The organism is Pseudomonas sp. GM21 (assembly GCF_000282215.1).
Lineage (GTDB): Bacteria > Pseudomonadota > Gammaproteobacteria > Pseudomonadales > Pseudomonadaceae > Aquipseudomonas.
The window spans coordinates 33,341-52,766 of record NZ_AKJS01000102.1 but is presented as its reverse complement, the minus strand read 5'-3'; the positions used below and the strand labels follow the sequence as shown (position 1 = coordinate 52,766).

The window sequence follows — 19,426 nt, the reverse complement described above, 5'->3', positions numbered from 1 at the left end:
GCCTCGCCGTAAGGGCGAAACCTAAGCAGCCATGACCGCAGCAACGGATATACACCAAATTTTATAGACAACAAAAAGGCGCCCGAAGGCGCCTTTTCGCTTTACAGCCGTCAGGCCATTTCAGCCGTGGTCTCGAACTCGAAGGTCAACTCGCCGTCCTTCAGATCGATATGCACCACACCGCCATGGTCGGCCAGTTCGCCAAAGAGGATCTCTTCGGCCAGCGGACGCTTGATCTTGTCCTGAATCAAACGCGCCATTGGACGAGCACCCATTGCCGAGTCGTAGCCACCTGCTGCCAGCCAGCTGCGCGCCGCGTCCGTCACTTCCAGCTGCACGCGCTTGTCTTCCAGCTGCGCCTGAAGCTCGGTAAGGAACTTGTCCACCACGCTTTTGATGACCTCATGGCTGAGGCGACCAAACTGGATAATGGTGTCCAGACGGTTACGGAACTCTGGCGTGAAGCTCTTCTTGATCACTTCCATCGCATCGGACGAGTGGTCCTGATGGGTGAAACCGATCGAAGCACGCGCTGCTGTCTCGGCACCGGCGTTGGTCGTCATGATGACGATCACGTTACGGAAGTCCGCCTTGCGCCCGTTGTTATCGGTCAGCGTACCGTGATCCATGACCTGCAGCAGCAGGTTGAAGACTTCCGGATGCGCCTTCTCGATCTCATCGAGCAACAGCACGCAGTGAGGCTGCTTGGTGATGGCTTCGGTCAGTAGACCGCCCTGATCGAACCCGACGTAACCTGGAGGCGCACCGATCAGACGCGATACGGTGTGGCGCTCCATGTACTCGGACATGTCGAAGCGAACCAGCTCGATGCCCAACGCCTTGGCCAGCTGACGCGCCGCCTCGGTTTTACCGACACCGGTGGGACCGGCGAACAGGAACGAGCCGACAGGCTTGTCAGGCGACTTGAGGCCGGCACGGGACAGTTTGATCGCCGTCGACAACGAGTCGATGGCGGCATCCTGACCAAATACCGTCAGCTTCAGGTCACGCTCAAGGTTACGCAGCAGTTCTTTGTCGGAACTGGTGACGTGCTTAGGCGGAATCCGCGCGATTTTCGCGACGATGTCCTCGACTTGAGGCACTTCGATGCGCTTCACACGCTTCTCGATCGGTTGCAGACGCTGATAGGCGCCCGCTTCGTCGATAACGTCGATCGCCTTGTCCGGCATGTGCCGATCATTGATATAGCGCGAAGCCAGTTCAGCGGCCGCACGCAGCGCTTCATCACTGTATTCGATGTTGTGGTGCGCTTCGAAACGGCCTTTCAGGCCGCGCAGGATGCCAATGGTGTCTTCCACCGAGGGCTCCGACACATCAACCTTCTGGAAGCGTCGGGCCAAGGCACGATCCTTCTCGAAGATCCCGCGAAATTCCTGGAACGTGGTCGAACCGATGCAACGGATATCGCCCGAGGACAGCAGCGGCTTGAGCAGGTTCGAGGCATCCATGACGCCACCGGACGCAGCACCCGCACCGATAATGGTGTGGATTTCGTCGATGAACAGGATCGCCTGCGGACGTTTTTTCAGCTCATTGAGCAACGCCTTGAAGCGCTTCTCGAAATCGCCACGGTATTTGGTCCCGGCCAGCAAGGCGCCCAGATCGAGGGAGTACACCACGCTGTTGGCCAGCAGGTCCGGCACCTGGTTGTCGACGATACGTTTGGCCAGGCCTTCGGCAATCGCAGTTTTACCCACGCCCGCCTCGCCCACCAGCAGCGGATTGTTTTTGCGACGGCGCGCCAGAATCTGTGCAACGCGTTCGACTTCCAGCTCACGGCCTACCAATGGATCGATTCGACCCTGGCGCGCGAGTTCGTTGAGGTTGCTGGCATAAGCATCCAGAGGATTGCCTGAAGAAGAAGACTCACCGCCCTCGTCGTCCTGCATATCTTGCTCACCTTCAGAGTGATCGCCATGCCCGGGCACTTTGGAGATGCCATGAGCGATGTAGTTGACGACATCAATGCGCGCAACGCTCTGCTGTTTCAGCAGGAACACTGCCTGACTCTCTTGCTCACTGAAAATGGCGACCAGCACGTTGGCGCCAGTCACTTCACGCTTGCCCGAGCTCTGTACGTGAAAAACAGCACGCTGCAGTACACGCTGGAAGCCCAAGGTTGGCTGGGTTTCGCGATCCTCATCATGAACAGGGATCAGAGGTGTGGTGGAGTCGATGAACTCCTGCAGGTCATGCTTGAGTTTGTCGAGGTTTGCGCCGCAGGCACGCAAAACGGTGGCGGCAGCCTCATTGTCCAATAGGGCCAGCAGGAGGTGCTCGACGGTCATGAACTCATGACGCTTCGAACGGGCCTCCTTGAAGGCAAGATTGAGGGTGACTTCGAGCTCGCGGTTTAACATAGCTTCACCTCATACCCAAGTGGTCGGCGATTAACCGTCCTTCTCGATTTCACAGAGTAGCGGATGCTGGCTTTCCCTGGCGTACTGGTTGACCTGCATGGCCTTTGTCTCGGCGATGTCGCGGGTAAACACGCCACATACTGCCCGCCCTTCTGTATGGACGGCCAGCATGACCTTGGTCGCCAGCTCGCGATTCAGGTTAAAAAACACCTCGAGCACTTCGACGACGAAATCCATCGGTGTGTAGTCATCATTGAACAAAACCACCTTGTACATCGGCGGTGCCTGTAACGCAGGCTTCGCCTCCTGAACAGCAATGCCTGCGGAATCGTCGTCGTGTTCCTCCGGGCGATCTTTCTGGAGAGTCGGGCGATCCTGATTGAATGTTAGTCGAATCTGGCTGATTGCATGCATGGAAAGAAAGGTTCGTCAGTTGTGCTAATACAGTGATGGGGGCGCTCATGGACGATTTCAACACCGACCGCCCGGTCACCTTGACTATCGGGAAAACGGTGTTACAACCAATAGAGCCCACAGTGGGTAAAAAAGGTCCGCGGAGTCAATATTAATTATAGAGACCGGCTGCGGATGTACTGGATGATACTCCAGTGATGGAGTCTGTAGCAGAGGGATATGAGCATGTCAGTGGGCAAGGTGAAATGGTTCAACAATGCCAAGGGATTCGGTTTCATCAACACCGACGCCAGAGAAGGCCGTGACGAGGATGGCAAGGAAATCGATTTTTTTGCCCACTTTTCGGCCATCGAGATGGACGGCTACAGGACCCTCAAGGCCGGGCAGATCGTCAATTTCGAGATCGTTCAGGGCCCCAAAGGCTTGCATGCAGTGAAGATTACGTCTGCCACGCTCCCGAGCGAACAGACAGCGCCCGTCATCCAGCAAGAATCAGTAACGAGCTGACGCACCCCGTCATCCAGGCATGAAAAAACCGCCCGTCTCAACGTATTGAGGCGGGCGGTTTTTGTGTGGCTTCGATTTGCTTACAGACGCCGCTTACATATGCGAAATGAGCGCATCACCAAACGCAGACGAAGACAGCAGTTTCGCGCCTTCCATCAAACGCTCGAAGTCATAGGTCACGGTCTTGGCGGAAATCGCGCCGTTGGTGCCCTTGATGATCAGGTCGGCCGCTTCGGTCCAGCCCATGTGGCGCAGCATCATTTCAGCAGACAGAATCAGTGAACCCGGGTTTACCTGGTCCTTGCCGGCGTATTTCGGCGCGGTACCGTGGGTGGCTTCGAACATGGCCACGGTGTCGGACAGGTTGGCGCCCGGCGCAATACCGATACCGCCTACTTCTGCCGCCAGTGCGTCGGAGAGGTAGTCGCCGTTCAGGTTCAGGGTCGCGATCACATCGTATTCGGCCGGGCGCAGCAGGATCTGCTGGAGCATGGCGTCGGCGATGGCGTCCTTGACGATGACATTCTTGCCGGTTTTCGGGTTCTTGAACTGCATCCACGGACCACCATCGAGCAGGGTCGCGCCGAACTCTTCAGCGGCCACTTCGTAGGCCCATTCCTTGAAGGCACCTTCGGTGAACTTCATGATGTTGCCTTTGTGCACGATGGTCAGCGAATCGCGGTCGTTGTCGACCACATATTGCAGGGCCTTGCGTGCCAGACGCTTGGTGCCTTCCAGGGACACCGGCTTGACGCCGATACCGCAGTTTTCGTCGAAACGGATCTTGGTGACACCCATTTCTTCTTTCAGGAACTTGATGACTTTGGTCGCTTCCGGCGAACCGGCTTTCCACTCGATACCGGCGTAGATGTCTTCCGAGTTCTCGCGGAAGATCGTCATGTCGACGTCACCTGGCTTTTTCACCGGGCTCGGCACGCCTTCGAACCAGCGCACAGGGCGCAGGCACACATACAGGTCGAGTTGCTGACGCAGGGCCACATTCAGGGAACGAATGCCGCCACCGACCGGGGTGGTCAGAGGGCCCTTGATGGAAACCACGTAATCCTTGACCGCGTCCAGGGTTTCCTGAGGTAGCCAGGTGTCCTGATCGTAAACCTGAGTCGCTTTCTCCCCGGCGTAGACTTCCATCCAGGAAATTTTGCGCTCGCCGCCGTAAGCCTTCTTAACAGCAGCATCGACAACCTTGATCATGACCGGGCTGATATCAACGCCAATACCATCGCCTTCGATGAAGGGAATGATCGGGTTGTTAGGAACATTGAGAGAATGGTCCGCGTTGACGGTGATTTTGTCGCCGACGGCTGGAACCTGAATCTTCTTGTATCCCATGCTGAACTCCATTGTTTGGATTGAACATCTGGCTTCGTTCGAGCGTAACCCAGTTAAATCGGCGCGCAAACCCTATGTTCCATCCATCTGCCGCAAAGCTGCATGACTCGCGGGCTACAAGCCTGAATTCAAAGGGAAAAGCGCCAAACTCAAGCACGACGAACGACTCTACGCCCCACTCGCCCCTGCGACCTTTAGACCAATGGACGAGAATTGTCATGCATGAACCATCGGCAGATTGCCAGCTACCTATGTATAATGCCGCCGCTGACTAAAGGGTCACGAACGCTGGACGGCTCTATGATGAGCCTTTCCGCCGGAAAAGCCGGTCTGTTACCGCAGCCTGACGCTTGACGCCCTACTGATGCACCCAACATCACAGCAACGAAATCTCGATATTCGGCTCATGGATGACTTTGAACGAACGCGCTTACCCGGCGCCCCTCGAGTTTCTGCGCACGCTTTAGCAAAGAAGAGAGAGTTAATCCGAATATGCCCACCCGCTCGAAGATCATCTATACCTTCACCGACGAAGCCCCAGCCCTCGCCACCTATTCACTGTTGCCTATCGTAGAGGCGTTCACCGCCTCGGCTGATATCGCCGTTGAAACCCGCGATATCTCTCTTGCAGGACGCATTCTGGCCAGCTTCCCCGAGCAACTGGGTGACAAAGCCGTAGCCGACCACCTCGCCGAACTGGGCGACCTGGCCGTTACGCCAGAAGCCAACATCATCAAGCTGCCAAACATCAGTGCTTCTGTTCCGCAGCTGCAAGCCGCAATCAAGGAACTGCAAGCCCAAGGCTTCGCACTTCCTGACTACCCGGAAACCGTGACCAGCGACGCCGACAAGCTCGCCAAGTCGCGCTACGACAAGATCAAGGGCAGTGCCGTGAACCCGGTTCTGCGCGAAGGCAACTCCGATCGTCGTGCACCGCTGTCGGTCAAGAACTACGCGCGCAAGCACCCGCACAAAATGGGCGCCTGGGCTGCTGACTCCAAGTCCCACGTCGCTCACATGAGCACCGGCGATTTCTACGGCAGCGAAAAAGCCGCCCTGATCGACGCTGCTGACGCCGTCAAAATCGAATTGATCGCTCAAGACGGCACCACCACCGTCCTGAAAGAAAAAACCACCGTACAAGCCGGTGAGATCCTCGATTGCGCGGTCATGAGCAAAAACGCTCTGCGCAGCTTCATCGCTGCCGAAATCGAAGACGCCAAAGCCAAGGGCGTACTGCTGTCGGTTCACCTCAAAGCCACCATGATGAAGGTCTCCGACCCGATCATGTTCGGCCAGATCGTTGCCGAGTTCTATAAAGACGCATTGGCCAAGCACGCTGACGTGCTGGCACAGATCGGCTTCAACCTGAACAACGGCATCGGCGACCTGTACGCTCGCATCAAAGCCCTGCCGGCTGAACAGCAAGCCGCCATCGAAGCCGACATTCAGGCGGTCTACGCCGTTCGTCCGTCGCTGGCCATGGTCAACTCCGACAAAGGCATCACCAACCTGCACGTGCCGAGCGACGTCATCGTCGACGCCTCGATGCCGGCAATGATCCGTGACTCCGGCAAAATGTGGGGCACTGACGGCCAGCTGCACGACACCAAGGCCGTGATCCCGGACCGTTGCTACGCGACCATCTACCAGGCGGTCATCGAAGACTGCAAGGCAAACGGCGCTTTCGACCCGACCACCATGGGCAGCGTGCCAAACGTCGGTCTGATGGCGAAAAAAGCCGAAGAGTACGGTTCGCACGACAAGACCTTCCAGATCAAGGCCAACGGCGTTGTCCGCGTTACCGACAGCAAAGGCACCCTGCTGCTGGAGCAATCGGTTGAAGCCGGCGACATCTTCCGCATGTGCCAGACCAAAGACGCTCCGATCCAGGACTGGGTCAAACTGGCCGTCAACCGCGCTCGCGCAAGCAGCACCCCGGCGATTTTCTGGCTGGACCCGATGCGCGCTCACGACGGCGTAGTGATCGAGAAAGTTCAGGCTTACCTGAAGGATCACGACACTGCCGGCCTGGACATCCAGATCATGGCGCCAGTTGACGCGATGAAGTTCACCCTGGACCGCACTCGTGAAGGCAAGGACACCATCTCGGTGACCGGCAACGTATTGCGCGACTACCTGACCGACCTGTTCCCGATCATGGAACTGGGCACCAGCGCCAAGATGCTGTCGATCGTTCCGCTGATGAATGGCGGCGGTCTGTTCGAAACCGGCGCTGGCGGTTCGGCTCCGAAGCACGTTCAACAGCTGCTGGAAGAAAACTTCCTGCGCTGGGATTCCCTGGGCGAGTTCCTGGCCCTGGCCGCTTCCCTTGAACACCTGGGTGTGACCTACAACAACCCTAAGGCGCTGGTTCTGGCCAAGACCCTGGATCAGGCCACCGGCCAGTTCCTGGACAACAACAAGTCGCCATCGCGTAAAGTCGGCAACATCGACAACCGCGGCAGCCACTTCTACCTGGCGCTGTACTGGGCTCAAGCCCTGGCTGCCCAGACTGAAGACGCTGCTCTGCAAGCGCAGTTCACGACTTTGGCCAAAACCCTGACCGAGAACGAAGCAACCATCGTTGCCGAGCTCAACGCCGTTCAGGGCAAGCCAGTGGATATCGGTGGTTACTACCACGCCGATGCCGAGCTGATCAGCAAGGCCATGCGCCCTAGCGCAACCTTCAACGCGGCCGTTGCTGCGCTGGTCTAAGGTTGTAAGGATGCAAAGAAGCCCCGGCCCCGTGCCGGGGTTTCTGTTTGTGGTATGCGTAACGTTGTAGCAGCTGCCGAGCACCGCGAGGCTGCGTTCGGCTGCGAAGCAGTCGCCAATCCAGCCCCCGCGGTATGTAAGAAAGACCGAGGTGCCTGGTTTTACGACTGCTTCGCAGCCGAACACAGCCTCGCGGTGCTCGACAGCTGCTACACACAACACACAACACAAAACACCGAGGAAGCCTCATGGACTGGAAACCCCACATCACCGTCGCCACCATCGTCGAAGACAACGGTCGCTTCCTGATGGTTGAAGAACTCAAACATGGCCGTGTCGTGCTCAATCAACCCGCCGGTCATCTGGACCCGGAGGAAACGCTGACCGAAGCCGCCATTCGCGAAACCCTCGAAGAAACCGGCTGGGACGTCGAGCCGACCGGCGTCACCGGCATTTACCTGTACACCGCCCCCAGCAACGGCGTGACTTACCAGCGAGTGTGCTTCATCGCAAAACCGCTCAAACACCACCCGGACTATCAGCTGGATGACGGCATCGTTGGCGCGAAGTGGCTGACGCGTGACGAATTGCTGGAACAGCGCGCAAACTGGCGCAGTGAGCTGATCATCCGCTGCATCGATGATTATCTGGACGGAAATCACTTCAGCCTCGAACTGATCCGCCCTTCTCTTTAGCCTTGCGGGCTCTGGCCTGTTAGAATCGCGTCCTTTTTCAAGACACTCATTGAATCCCTATGCGTGATCCAGCCCCTTCTGACACACAAAAGAAGCGCGTCATTGTCGGTATGTCCGGCGGCGTGGACTCTTCCGTTTCCGCCCTCCTGCTGATCGAGCAGGGTTACGAGGTGGAAGGCCTGTTCATGAAGAACTGGGAAGAAGACGATGGAACGGAATACTGCACCGCCATGGACGACCTGGCGGACGCTCAGGCCGTGTGCGACAAAATTGGCATCAAACTGCACACCGCCAACTTCGCCGCCGAGTACTGGGACAATGTGTTCGAGCACTTCCTGGCCGAATACAAGGCCGGACGCACGCCGAACCCGGACATCCTGTGCAACCGCGAGATCAAGTTCAAGGCGTTCCTCGACTACGCCATGATGCTGGGCGCCGACCTGATCGCCACCGGCCACTATGTGCGCCGCCGCGATATCGACGGTCGCACTGAATTGCTCAAGGGCCTGGACGCGAACAAGGACCAGAGCTACTTCCTGCACGCCGTCGGCGGCGAACAGATCGCCAAGACCCTGTTCCCGGTCGGCGAACTGGAAAAGCCCGAAGTGCGTGCGATTGCCGAGAAATACGAGCTGGCGACCGCGAAGAAAAAAGACTCCACCGGGATCTGCTTTATTGGCGAACGCCGCTTCAGCGACTTCCTCAAGCAGTACCTGCCCGCACAGCCCGGCGAGATCAAGACCACCGAAGGCGAAGTGATCGGCCGTCACCACGGCTTGATGTACCACACCATCGGCCAGCGCCAGGGCCTGGGCATCGGCGGTTTGAAAGACGCCAGTGACGAGCCGTGGTACGTGCTGATCAAGGACCTGGAACACAACGAACTGATCGTTGGTCAGGGCAATGACCACCCGTACCTGTTCTCCCGCGCCCTGCTCGCTTCGGACATTTATTGGGTCAATCCGATTGATTTGACCGAGCCACGCAAGTTGACCGCAAAAGTCCGCTATCGCCAGAGCGACCAGCCGTGCACGCTGGAAAAAACCGCCACCGGCTACCGCGCAACCTTTGATGACCCGCAACGCGCGGTCACCCCAGGCCAGTCCGTGGTGTTTTACGACGGCGAAATCTGCCTGGGTGGCGGCGTGATCGAAATTGCCGAGCCGTGGACCAGCAAAGGCCAGCAGCAATGAGCCCGACCCAGGAGCAATTGACGGCGCTGGGCGGCGTGTTTCTCGCCGCCGTCCTCGTCGACAAGATTGCCAAGAGCGGCCAGACCTCTGAAGCCGGCCTGACTTGCATGCTCGGCAGCCTGCTGATTCGCGACCCCAAGGACACGCTGGAAGTTTACGGCGGTGATGACCTCAATCTGCGCGAAGGCTATCGCGCCCTGGTCGGCGCACTGGAACGCGACCCGAGTGCCCTTCAGCGCGAACCCTTGCGTTACGCACTGGCGATGCTGGGTCTGGAGCGTCAACTGGCCAAGCGCGGCGACATGCTGGAAGTGATTGGCAAGCGTTTGCCGCAGATCCAGTCTCAGGTCGAGCACTTCGGCCCGGCCCATGAAAACGTGATTGCCGCGTGCGGCGCGCTGTATCAGGACACCCTGAGCACCTTGCGCCAACGGATTCAGGTCCACGGCGACATGCGCAACCTTCAGCAGCCGAGTAACGCCTCGAAAATCCGCGCCCTGTTGCTGGCCGGGATTCGCTCGGCGCGACTGTGGCGGCAGTTGGGTGGCCATCGCTGGCAGCTGGTGATCAGCCGCCGCAAGTTGCTCAAAGAGCTTTACCCCTTGATGCGTAACGAATAAGTCACGCAGACAACCATTTACTCCGTTTTACGCGTAATACGCCGGTCAGTTGGCGACGGACCGGCGGATTTTTTCATGTATGATACGCGCCCCATTTCGTTGCCCGACTGTCCGAGAACACCCCATGCAGCTTTCTTCGCTCACTGCGGTTTCCCCTGTTGACGGCCGCTACGCCGGCAAAACCCAGGCCCTGCGCCCGATTTTCAGCGAATACGGCCTGATCCGTGCTCGCGTCCTGGTTGAAGTGCGCTGGCTCCAGCGTCTGGCCGCTCACTCTGCCATCAGCGAAGTACCGGCGTTCTCCGCCGAAGCCAACGCTGTATTGAATACCTTGGCAGAAAACTTCTCTCTGGAGCACGCCGAGCGTGTCAAAGAGATCGAGCGCACCACCAACCACGACGTCAAAGCCATTGAATACCTGCTCAAAGAGCAAGCGGCCAAGCTGCCGGAACTGGCTGCCGTCAGCGAGTTCATCCACTTTGCCTGCACCAGCGAGGACATCAACAACCTGTCCCACGCCCTGATGCTGCGCGAAGGCCGTGATGACGTGATGCTGCCGCTGATGCGCCAGACCGCTGAAGCCATCCGCGAACTGGCCATCCGTTTTGCCGACGTACCGATGCTGTCGCGCACCCACGGTCAGCCGGCCTCGCCGACCACTCTGGGTAAAGAGCTGGCGAACGTGGTGTACCGCCTGGAGCGTCAAATCGCTCAGGTCGCTGCCGTTCCGCTGCTGGGCAAGATCAACGGCGCAGTCGGCAACTACAACGCTCACCTGTCGGCCTACCCTGAGATCGACTGGGAAGAAAACGCCCGCGCCTTCATCGAAGACGAGCTGGGCCTGGGTTTCAACCCGTACACCACGCAGATCGAACCGCACGACTACATTGCCGAGCTGTTTGACGCCATCGCGCGCTTCAACACCATCCTGATCGACTTTGACCGCGACATCTGGGGCTATATCTCCCTGGGTTATTTCAAGCAGCGCACCATCGCTGGTGAAATCGGTTCGTCGACCATGCCGCACAAGGTCAACCCGATCGACTTCGAAAACTCCGAAGGCAACCTGGGTATCGCCAACGCACTGTTCCAGCACCTGGCGAGCAAACTGCCAATCTCCCGCTGGCAGCGCGACCTGACCGACTCCACCGTACTGCGTAATCTTGGTGTCGGCTTCGCCCACAGCGTGATCGCGTACGAAGCGAGCCTCAAAGGCATCAGCAAGCTTGAGCTCAACGCGCAGAAAATCGCGGCTGACCTGGACGCCTGCTGGGAAGTACTGGCCGAGCCGATCCAGACCGTGATGCGCCGCTACAACATCGAAAACCCGTACGAAAAGCTGAAAGAGTTGACGCGTGGCAAGGGCATCAGCCCGCAAGCGCTGCAAACTTTCATCGACGGCCTGGACATGCCAGCCGCCGCCAAGGCCGAGCTGAAACTGCTCACCCCGGCGAACTACATCGGTAACGCTGTAGAGCAAGCCAAACGCATCTGATTGACCGCTGGACCTGTTTGAGACGCCCGGCCGCGCCGGGCGTTTTTATTCATGTCTCAAAAGTGCTTTTTTTCAATAGGTTACACATGAATCCTGATATTCCTCTTCAACTTCTGGGTGGCATCACGGCACGCGAGTTCCTGCGCGACTACTGGCAGAAAAAACCGCTGCTGATCCGCCAGGCGATTCCTGATTTCGAAAGCCCGATCGACGCCGACGAACTGGCCGGCCTCGCACTGGAAGAAGAAGTCGAATCGCGCCTGGTGATCGAGCACGGCGAGCATCCTTGGGAATTGCGCCGCGGCCCGTTCGCCGAAGACGAATTCAGCAAACTGCCGGAACGCGAGTGGACGCTGCTGGTTCAAGCGGTCGATCAGTTTGTGCCTGAAGTCAGCGAACTGCTGGAACAGTTCCGCTTTCTGCCGAGCTGGCGCGTCGACGACGTGATGATCAGCTTCGCCGCCCCGGGTGGCAGCGTGGGTCCGCACTTCGATAACTACGACGTGTTCCTGTTGCAAGGCCACGGCAAGCGCAACTGGAAAATCGGCCAGATGTGCGACTCCGAGAGCCCGATGCTCAAACACGCCGACCTGCGCATCCTCGCTGACTTCGAAGCCACCGATGAGTGGGTTCTGGAACCGGGCGACATGCTGTATCTGCCACCACGCCTGGCCCACTGCGGCGTCGCGGTCGATGACTGCATGACGTACTCCGTCGGTTTCCGTGCGCCGAGCGCCGCTGAAGTGCTGACCCATTTCACGGACTTCCTCAGCCAGTTCCTGACGGACGAAGAACGCTACACCGACGCCGACGCGGTGCCTGCGACGGATCCACACCAGATCCAGCGCGACGCCCTTGATCGCCTCAAAGCCCTGCTGGCCGAGCACATGAGCGACGAGCGCCTGCTGCTGACCTGGTTCGGCCAGTTCATGACGGAGCCACGCTACCCGGAACTCGTGGTAGGCCCGGAAGAAATCGAGGAAGACGACCTGCTCGCCAGCCTTGAACAAGGCGCGATCTTGATCCGCAACCCAAGCGCTCGCCTGGCCTGGTCCGAAGTCGATGACGACCTGCTGTTGTTCGCCAGCGGCCAGAGCCGTTATCTGCCGGGCAAGTTGCGCGAACTGCTGAAAATGATCTGCGCCGCCGACTCGCTGCACATCGACAACCTTGGCGAGTGGCTGGCCGACGAAGACGGTCGTGGCCTGCTGTGCGAACTGATCAAGCAAGGAAGCCTGGGGTTTGCTGATGAATAAAATTCACGTAAGTGTTGCAGACTGGCAAAAGGATAACGCCGAAATCCGGCGCATTCGCGAGACGGTGTTCATCGCCGAGCAATCCGTTCCGCCCGAGCTGGAATGGGATGCCGATGACGCCACCGCGGTGCATTTCCTGGCCTTCGAAGGCGACTTTCCAATCGGCACCGCCCGCCTGCTGCCGGACGGCCACATTGGCCGGGTATCGGTACTCAAGGACTGGCGCGGCCTCAAGGTCGGCGATGCACTGATGCAAGCATTGATCGGCGAAGCCGAGAAGCGCGGGCTGAAGCAGCAGATGCTCAGCGCACAGGTGCAGGCTACGGCGTTCTATGAGCGCTTGGGCTTTCACATTGTCAGTGAGGAATTCCTGGAAGCAGGGATACCGCATGTGGACATGGTGCGTCACTCGACCTGAGTGTCTGCCACTGATCGTTCCCACGCTCCGCGTGGTAATGCCTCCTGGGACGCTCCGCGTCCCATCGCGGCAAGTGACGCAGAGCGTCACAGGCTGCATTCCCACGCAAAGCGTGGGAACGATCACAAACACCACAAAACGCCCCGCCATTTTCGGATGCCGGGGCGTTTTGCTGTCTACGATTCAACTTGCGCCACGCCGGGCCGACAAACTGGCACTATCAAGGCACTTGAAGTCGGAGATAACGGATATGTCCCTACGCACCCTGCTCACCACCCTGCTGCTGACCTGCAGTTTTTCAGCCATGGCCGCTACCGAAATCGTGCCTCTGAACTTCCGCACCAGCGCCGACATGCTGCCCATGGCGCAAGACTTCATTGGCAAGGATGGCCAGGTCAGCGCCTATGGAAATCAACTGATCGTTAACGCGGATCAGCGCAAGATCGACGAACTTAAAGCCCTGATCAGCCAACTCGATGTCGCCGCCAAGCGCCTGCTGATCACCGTCGACACCAGCGACAACAACTACCAGAGCTCCAAGTCGAACCAAACCCGAATCATCCGTCGCAGCACGTCCAGCCGTGACGGCGGCGTCCAGCAGGTTCAGGCCAGCGAAGGTACCCCCGCATTGATTCAGGTCGGCCAGAGCGTCCCGCTTACGAGCGCGCAATCCGATTCTTACGGTGATTTGCGCAGCCAGACTGAATATCGCAACGTCACTCAAGGCTTCTATGTCACCGCCAGCGTCACCGGTGAAATCGTTCACCTGGCTATCAGCACCAATCGTGACCGCATGAGCCAGGAACGTCCCGATGTAGTGAACGTGCAAAGTACCGACACAACTGTCACAGGTCGCCTCGGCGAATGGATTACCCTCGCCGGCGTCAACCACCAGAACCTGACCGACAAACGCGCCCAAACCCGCAACTATGCTACTCAGGGCCGGGAAGACATGACCCTGCGGGTGAAAGTCGATACTTTGGACTAAAGCACCGGGAACTGACTGATTAGTCGTATTAGACCAAAGATGTAGTGGTCGAAAAAAAGCACTACAAAACGTTTGACGATCGAAAAAAGCAAAGGCATGATGGCCTCGCTCCCGCTAATCAGGGGCCCTGGCAAGGGCCTTCGAGGCGATGCTCGCACCTATCCCGCGAGCCGCTTCGTGTCTGTACCGCCCACAAGGTGTGTTTGACGAGGTTGCCGACTGGAACGAAGTTGTCCCGAGGGACGGAAGCTAATTAGGTAACCCGGCACTGCACTGAAGTTCGCACCAAGGCCCACGATGCCCGAATGCGCCCATTAGTTTGCCCTTACCTGCTCACTTCCCCTCGAGCCCATCGTTCATCCCGTCGCTACCCCGCCGAATCCGACTTGACCACCCAAGCTTCTGGTCAGCGAGCGCAGGAATTTTCCACCGCAGTACAACTTTCCGTAAAAGACGCGACGAGGTTTATCTCCATGGCACTGACACGCGAACAGCAAATTGCAGCCCTCGAAAAAGATTGGGCTGAAAACCCACGCTGGAAAGGCGTGACACGCGCTTACTCCGCTGCTGACGTCGTCCGCCTGCGTGGCTCGGTTCAACCTGAGCACACCTTTGCAAAACTGGGCGCCGAGAAGCTGTGGAACCTGGTCACCCAGGGCGCCAAGCCTTCCTTCCGTCCCGAGAAAGATTTCGTCAACTGCATGGGCGCCCTGACCGGCGGCCAGGCTGTACAACAAGTCAAAGCCGGTATCCAGGCGATCTACCTGTCGGGCTGGCAAGTGGCTGCGGACAACAACTCCGCCGAATCGATGTACCCGGACCAGTCGCTGTACCCGGTGGACTCGGTTCCAACCGTGGTCAAGCGCATCAACAACTCGTTCCGTCGTGCTGACCAGATCCAGTGGAAAGCCGGCAAAGGCCCGGGCGACGAAGGCTACATCGACTACTTCGCTCCAATCGTGGCCGACGCTGAAGCCGGTTTCGGCGGCGTACTGAACGCTTACGAGCTGATGAAGAGCATGATCGAAGCAGGCGCCGCCGGCGTTCACTTCGAAGACCAACTGGCTTCCGTGAAAAAATGCGGCCACATGGGCGGCAAGGTACTGGTTCCTACCCAGGAAGCCGTACAGAAGCTGACCGCTGCCCGTCTGGCGGCTGACGTTGCCGGTACTCCGACCATCATCCTGGCCCGTACCGACGCTAACGCAGCTGACCTGCTGACCTCCGACTGCGACCCGTACGACCAGCCATTCGTGACTGGCGAACGTACCCAGGAAGGCTTCTACAAAGTGCGCGCCGGTCTGGACCAGGCCATCGCTCGCGGCCTGGCATACGCTCCGTACGCCGACCTGATCTGGTGCGAAACTGCCAAGCCGGATCTGGACGAGGCTCGTCGCTTCGCTGAAGCGATCAAAAAGGAATACCCGGACCAACTGCTGTCGTACAACTGCTCGCCTTCCTTCAACTGGAAGAAAAACCTGGACGACGCGACCATCGCCAAGTTCCAGCGCGAACTGTCCGCCATGGGTTACAAGCACCAGTTCATTACCCTGGCCGGCATTCACAACATGTGGCACAGCATGTTCAACCTGGCGCACGACTACGCCCGCAACGACATGACTGCCTACGTGAAGCTGCAAGAGCAAGAGTTCGCTGACGCTTCGAAGGGCTACACCTTCGTGGCTCACCAGCAGGAAGTGGGCACCGGCTACTTCGACGACATGACCACTGTGATTCAAGGTGGCTCGTCTTCGGTAACCGCACTGACCGGTTCGACTGAAGAAGAACAGTTCCACTGATCTGCTTCGCTTGAGTAAACGGCCGCTGCGGACCGAGTAGAAACCGCAACGCCGCACATCTGACGCCCCGACTGGTTCGGGGCGTTTTTTTGCCTGCGATTCCTCAAACACCACAAATCCCTGTGGGAGCGAGCCTGCTCGCGAAAGCGGCGGATCAGTCAACATCATCGCTGGCTGACCTACCGCTTTCGCGAGCAGGCTCGCTCCCACAAGGGTCCGTGGTGAGACAGGAAAAACATTGATCCAGCGCGGCATCAGGGTCAGAAAAATCCGTTAAAACCGTCGCCTTCACTACTTGCTGTAACGCGCACAAAAGACAACTTCGCGGCCCCAATCCGGATAACCAGTTTAAAAACCACCGCAAACAATATTGATTATCATTTGGCCAATACTATGTTCGTTACATTTCCCACAAAACTATATTGATGAAAAGCCGGCTAATGCCCGCCATGCATGGGCTGCGGGGCTTTGGAGGTGCGCTATGTCCTTATTCCTATAAATAATTTCGCTATAGGAATTTTACTTGCTGGGTGTTTAGCCATAAAATCAGCGGGATTGATTGCTGCGACATATCGTCACTGCGTTGTTACTTTTTCAAGCTCAGAGACCTTTGCTCTCTGTTAAGGATTACCAGCATGCCCGAAGCGACAGGACTCATGGCCCACAACTGGGGCTTTGCCATTTTCCTTCTGGGCGTCGTCGGCCTGTGTGCCTTCATGCTCGGCGTCTCCAGCCTCCTCGGGTCAAAAGCCTGGGGTCGCAGCAAAAACGAACCGTTTGAATCCGGCATGCTGCCTACAGGTGGCGCCCGTCTGCGGCTCTCAGCCAAATTCTATCTGGTTGCGATGCTCTTCGTGATCTTCGATATCGAAGCCCTTTTTCTCTTTGCATGGTCTGTGTCCGTCCGCGAAAGCGGCTGGACCGGATTCGTCGAAGCTCTCGTTTTCATAGCAATTCTGTTGGCAGGCCTTGTCTACCTATTCCGAGTGGGCGCCCTTGACTGGGCTCCGGAAGCTCGTCGTAAGCGGCAAGCGAAGCTGAAACAATGAGGCTTTGGCAATGCAATACAATCTCACCAGGATCGACCCCGATGCTCCTAACGAGCAGTATCCGATTGGCGAACGGGAAACCGTTTCCGATCCGTTAGAAGATCAAGTCCACAAAAACATCTTCATGGGCAAGCTCGAAGACGTGCTTAACGGCACGATCAACTGGGGGCGCAAGAACTCCCTGTGGCCGTATAACTTCGGTCTTTCGTGCTGCTACGTGGAAATGACTACCGCCTTCACGGCGCCCCACGACATCGCGCGCTTTGGCGCCGAGGTTATCCGGGCATCGCCGCGTCAGGCGGATTTCATGGTTATCGCCGGTACCTGCTTCATCAAGATGGCGCCGATCATTCAGCGTCTCTACGAGCAAATGCTCGAACCTAAGTGGGTTATCTCCATGGGTTCGTGCGCCAACTCCGGTGGCATGTACGACATCTACTCTGTCGTTCAAGGGGTGGACAAGTTCCTGCCCGTGGACGTCTACGTGCCTGGCTGCCCGCCCCGTCCTGAAGCTTTCCTGCAAGGCTTGATGCTCTTGCAAGAGTCGATTGGACAGGAGCGTCGTCCGCTTTCCTGGGTCGTTGGTGATCAAGGCGTGTACCGCGCCGAGATGCCTTCCGAAAAGGAAAAGCGCCGCGAACAGCGAATCGCAGTCACCAACCTGCGCAGCCCCGACGAAGTCTGATCCAGATCTGCTTCTTTAATAGAACGAGACACTGGCTTCATTCTTTACGTTGACCGAAAGCGATAAATAACCATGACTACAGGCAGTGCTCTGTACATCCCGCCTTACAAGGCAGACGACCAGGATGTGGTCGTCGAACTGAACAACCGTTTTGGCCCCGAGGCGTTCACCGCCCAGCCGACCCGCACCGGTATGCCGGTGCTTTGGGTTGCGCGTGCCAAACTCGTCGAAGTCCTGACCTTCCTGCGCAACCTGCCCAAGCCGTACGTCATGCTCTATGACCTGCACGGCGTGGACGAGCGTCTGCGCACCAAGCGTCAAGGGCTGCCAAGCGGCGCCGACTTCACTGTGTTCTATCACTTGATGTCGATCGAACGTAATAGTGACGTGATGATCAAGGTCGCCTTGTCCGAGAGCGACCTCAACGTGCCGACCGTGACCGGTCTGTGGCCGAACGCCAACTGGTACGAGCGTGAAGTGTGGGACATGTACGGCATCAACTTTGCCGGCCACCCGCACCTGACCCGCATCATGATGCCGCCGACCTGGGAAGGTCACCCGCTGCGCAAGGACTTCCCGGCCCGTGCCACCGAATTCGACCCGTTCACCCTGAACCTGGCCAAGCAACAGCTTGAGGAAGAAGCCGCGCGCTTCAAGCCTGAAGACTGGGGCATGAAGCGTTCCGGTGCGAACGAGGACTACATGTTCCTCAACCTCGGACCCAACCACCCTTCCGCGCACGGTGCGTTCCGCATCATCCTGCAGCTGGACGGTGAAGAGATCGTCGATTGCGTACCGGACGTTGGCTACCACCACCGTGGTGCCGAGAAGATGGCCGAGCGTCAATCCTGGCACAGTTTCATCCCGTACACCGACCGTATCGATTACCTCGGCGGCGTGATGAACAACCTGCCGTACGTGCTCTCGGTCGAGAAGCTGGCCGGCATCAAGGTGCCGGACAAGGTCGACGTCATCCGCATCATGATGGCCGAGTTCTTCCGGATCACCAGCCATCTGCTATTCCTGGGTACCTACATCCAGGACGTCGGCGCCATGACCCCGGTGTTCTTCACGTTCACCGACCGTCAGAAGGCGTACACGGTGATCGAAGCCATTACCGGTTTCCGTCTGCATCCGGCCTGGTACCGCATTGGTGGCGTCGCTCACGACCTGCCGCGCGGCTGGGAAAAACTGGTGAAAGACTTCGTCGAGTGGATGCCAAAGCGTCTGGACGAATACCAGAAAGCCGCCCTGGACAACAGCATCCTGCGTGGCCGCACCATCGGCGTCGCCGCCTACAACACCAAGGAAGCCCTGGAATGGGGCGTCACCGGTGCCGGCCTGCGTTCGACCGGTTGCGACTTCGACCTGCGCAAGGCTCGCCCATACTCCGGTTACGAAAACTTCGAATTCGAAGTGCCGCTGGCCGCCAATGGCGATGCCTACGATCGTTGCATCGTGCGCGTCGAAGAAATGCGCCAGAGCATCAAGATCATCGAGCAGTGCATGCGCAACATGCCGGAAGGCCCGTACAAGGCGGATCACCCGCTGACCACGCCGCCGCCGAAAGAGCGCACCCTGCAACACATCGAGACCCTGATCACGCACTTCCTGCAGGTTTCGTGGGGCCCGGTCATGCCGGCCAACGAATCCTTCCAGATGATCGAAGCGACCAAGGGCATCAACAGTTATTACCTGACGAGCGATGGCGGCACCATGAGCTACCGCACCCGGATTCGTACCCCAAGCTTCCCGCACTTGCAGCAGATCCCTTCGGTGATCAAAGGCAGCATGGTCGCGGACTTGATCGCGTACCTGGGTAGTATCGATTTCGTTATGGCCGACGTGGACCGCTAAG

Annotated in this window: 16 protein-coding genes; 13 read left to right on the top strand and 3 right to left on the bottom strand. The window is 58.2% G+C overall.

The features are described 5' to 3' along the window. Positions 1-110 precede the first annotated feature (110 nt). Positions 111-2,381: an ATP-dependent Clp protease ATP-binding subunit ClpA gene (gene clpA, locus PMI22_RS12595; RefSeq protein ID WP_007946437.1), complete on the bottom strand. Its 2,271-nt coding sequence runs from the start codon at positions 2,379-2,381 to the stop codon at positions 111-113. Positions 2,382-2,411: 30 nt separating this feature from the next. Continuing rightward, entirely contained in the window at positions 2,412-2,795 is a 384-nt protein-coding gene (clpS, locus tag PMI22_RS0129460; protein WP_020799529.1) for an ATP-dependent Clp protease adapter ClpS, read from the bottom strand. A 225-nt stretch (positions 2,796-3,020) separates the two neighbouring features. Here clpS and PMI22_RS12600 point away from each other — a divergent pair, with 225 nt between their 5' ends. Then, complete coding sequence (locus PMI22_RS12600; protein WP_007946436.1) at positions 3,021-3,302, top strand: cold shock domain-containing protein; 282 nt, start codon at positions 3,021-3,023, stop codon at positions 3,300-3,302. A gap of 93 nt (positions 3,303-3,395) precedes the next feature. Here the strand turns inward: PMI22_RS12600 and icd are convergent, their stop codons facing one another. Then, positions 3,396-4,652: an NADP-dependent isocitrate dehydrogenase gene (gene icd, locus PMI22_RS12605; RefSeq protein ID WP_007905029.1), complete on the bottom strand. Its 1,257-nt coding sequence runs from the start codon at positions 4,650-4,652 to the stop codon at positions 3,396-3,398. Between the two features lie 492 nt (positions 4,653-5,144). On the opposite strand from icd, the gene PMI22_RS12610 reads away from it, so the two are divergent. The 12 genes from PMI22_RS12610 (at position 5,145) to nuoC (ending at position 19,425) form a co-directional block, all read left to right on the top strand. Further along, positions 5,145-7,370 carry an NADP-dependent isocitrate dehydrogenase gene (locus PMI22_RS12610; RefSeq protein ID WP_007946434.1) on the top strand — a complete coding sequence of 742 codons (2,226 nt, stop codon included), beginning with the start codon at positions 5,145-5,147 and terminating at the stop codon, positions 7,368-7,370. 248 nt (positions 7,371-7,618) lie between these two features. Beyond that, positions 7,619-8,065 carry an NUDIX hydrolase gene (locus tag PMI22_RS12615; RefSeq protein WP_007946433.1) on the top strand — a complete coding sequence of 149 codons (447 nt, stop codon included), beginning with the start codon at positions 7,619-7,621 and terminating at the stop codon, positions 8,063-8,065. A gap of 59 nt (positions 8,066-8,124) precedes the next feature. After that, entirely contained in the window at positions 8,125-9,258 is a 1,134-nt protein-coding gene (gene mnmA / locus PMI22_RS12620) for a tRNA 2-thiouridine(34) synthase MnmA (protein ID WP_007946432.1), read from the top strand. Then, positions 9,255-9,878, top strand: a complete 624-nt coding sequence (gene hflD / locus PMI22_RS12625; RefSeq protein WP_007946431.1) for a high frequency lysogenization protein HflD — start codon at positions 9,255-9,257, stop codon at positions 9,876-9,878. The genes mnmA and hflD overlap by 4 nt, the downstream gene beginning before the upstream one ends. Before the next feature lie 124 nt (positions 9,879-10,002). After that, a complete protein-coding gene (gene purB, locus PMI22_RS12630) occupies positions 10,003-11,373 on the top strand; it encodes an adenylosuccinate lyase (RefSeq protein ID WP_007946430.1) in 1,371 nt (456 codons plus the stop codon). 86 nt (positions 11,374-11,459) lie between these two features. Further along, complete coding sequence (locus tag PMI22_RS12635) at positions 11,460-12,629, top strand: ribosomal protein uL16 3-hydroxylase (protein ID WP_007946429.1); 1,170 nt, start codon at positions 11,460-11,462, stop codon at positions 12,627-12,629. Further along, positions 12,622-13,047 carry a GNAT family N-acetyltransferase gene (locus PMI22_RS12640; RefSeq protein ID WP_033049312.1) on the top strand — a complete coding sequence of 142 codons (426 nt, stop codon included), beginning with the start codon at positions 12,622-12,624 and terminating at the stop codon, positions 13,045-13,047. The genes PMI22_RS12635 and PMI22_RS12640 overlap by 8 nt, the downstream gene beginning before the upstream one ends. Positions 13,048-13,297: 250 nt before the next feature. Beyond that, a complete protein-coding gene (locus PMI22_RS12645; RefSeq protein WP_007946427.1) occupies positions 13,298-14,035 on the top strand; it encodes a secretin N-terminal domain-containing protein in 738 nt (245 codons plus the stop codon). A 473-nt stretch (positions 14,036-14,508) separates the two neighbouring features. Next, positions 14,509-15,834, top strand: a complete 1,326-nt coding sequence (gene aceA / locus PMI22_RS12650) for an isocitrate lyase (RefSeq protein ID WP_007946425.1) — start codon at positions 14,509-14,511, stop codon at positions 15,832-15,834. Positions 15,835-16,469: 635 nt separating this feature from the next. Continuing rightward, on the top strand, positions 16,470-16,883 hold the full coding sequence (locus PMI22_RS12655) for an NADH-quinone oxidoreductase subunit A (RefSeq protein ID WP_003223812.1): 414 nt from the start codon (positions 16,470-16,472) through the stop codon (positions 16,881-16,883). A 10-nt stretch (positions 16,884-16,893) separates the two neighbouring features. Further along, positions 16,894-17,568: a NuoB/complex I 20 kDa subunit family protein gene (locus tag PMI22_RS12660; protein WP_007946424.1), complete on the top strand. Its 675-nt coding sequence runs from the start codon at positions 16,894-16,896 to the stop codon at positions 17,566-17,568. A 72-nt stretch (positions 17,569-17,640) separates the two neighbouring features. Then, positions 17,641-19,425: an NADH-quinone oxidoreductase subunit C/D gene (nuoC, locus tag PMI22_RS12665; protein WP_007946423.1), complete on the top strand. Its 1,785-nt coding sequence runs from the start codon at positions 17,641-17,643 to the stop codon at positions 19,423-19,425. Position 19,426: the final 1 nt, after the last annotated feature.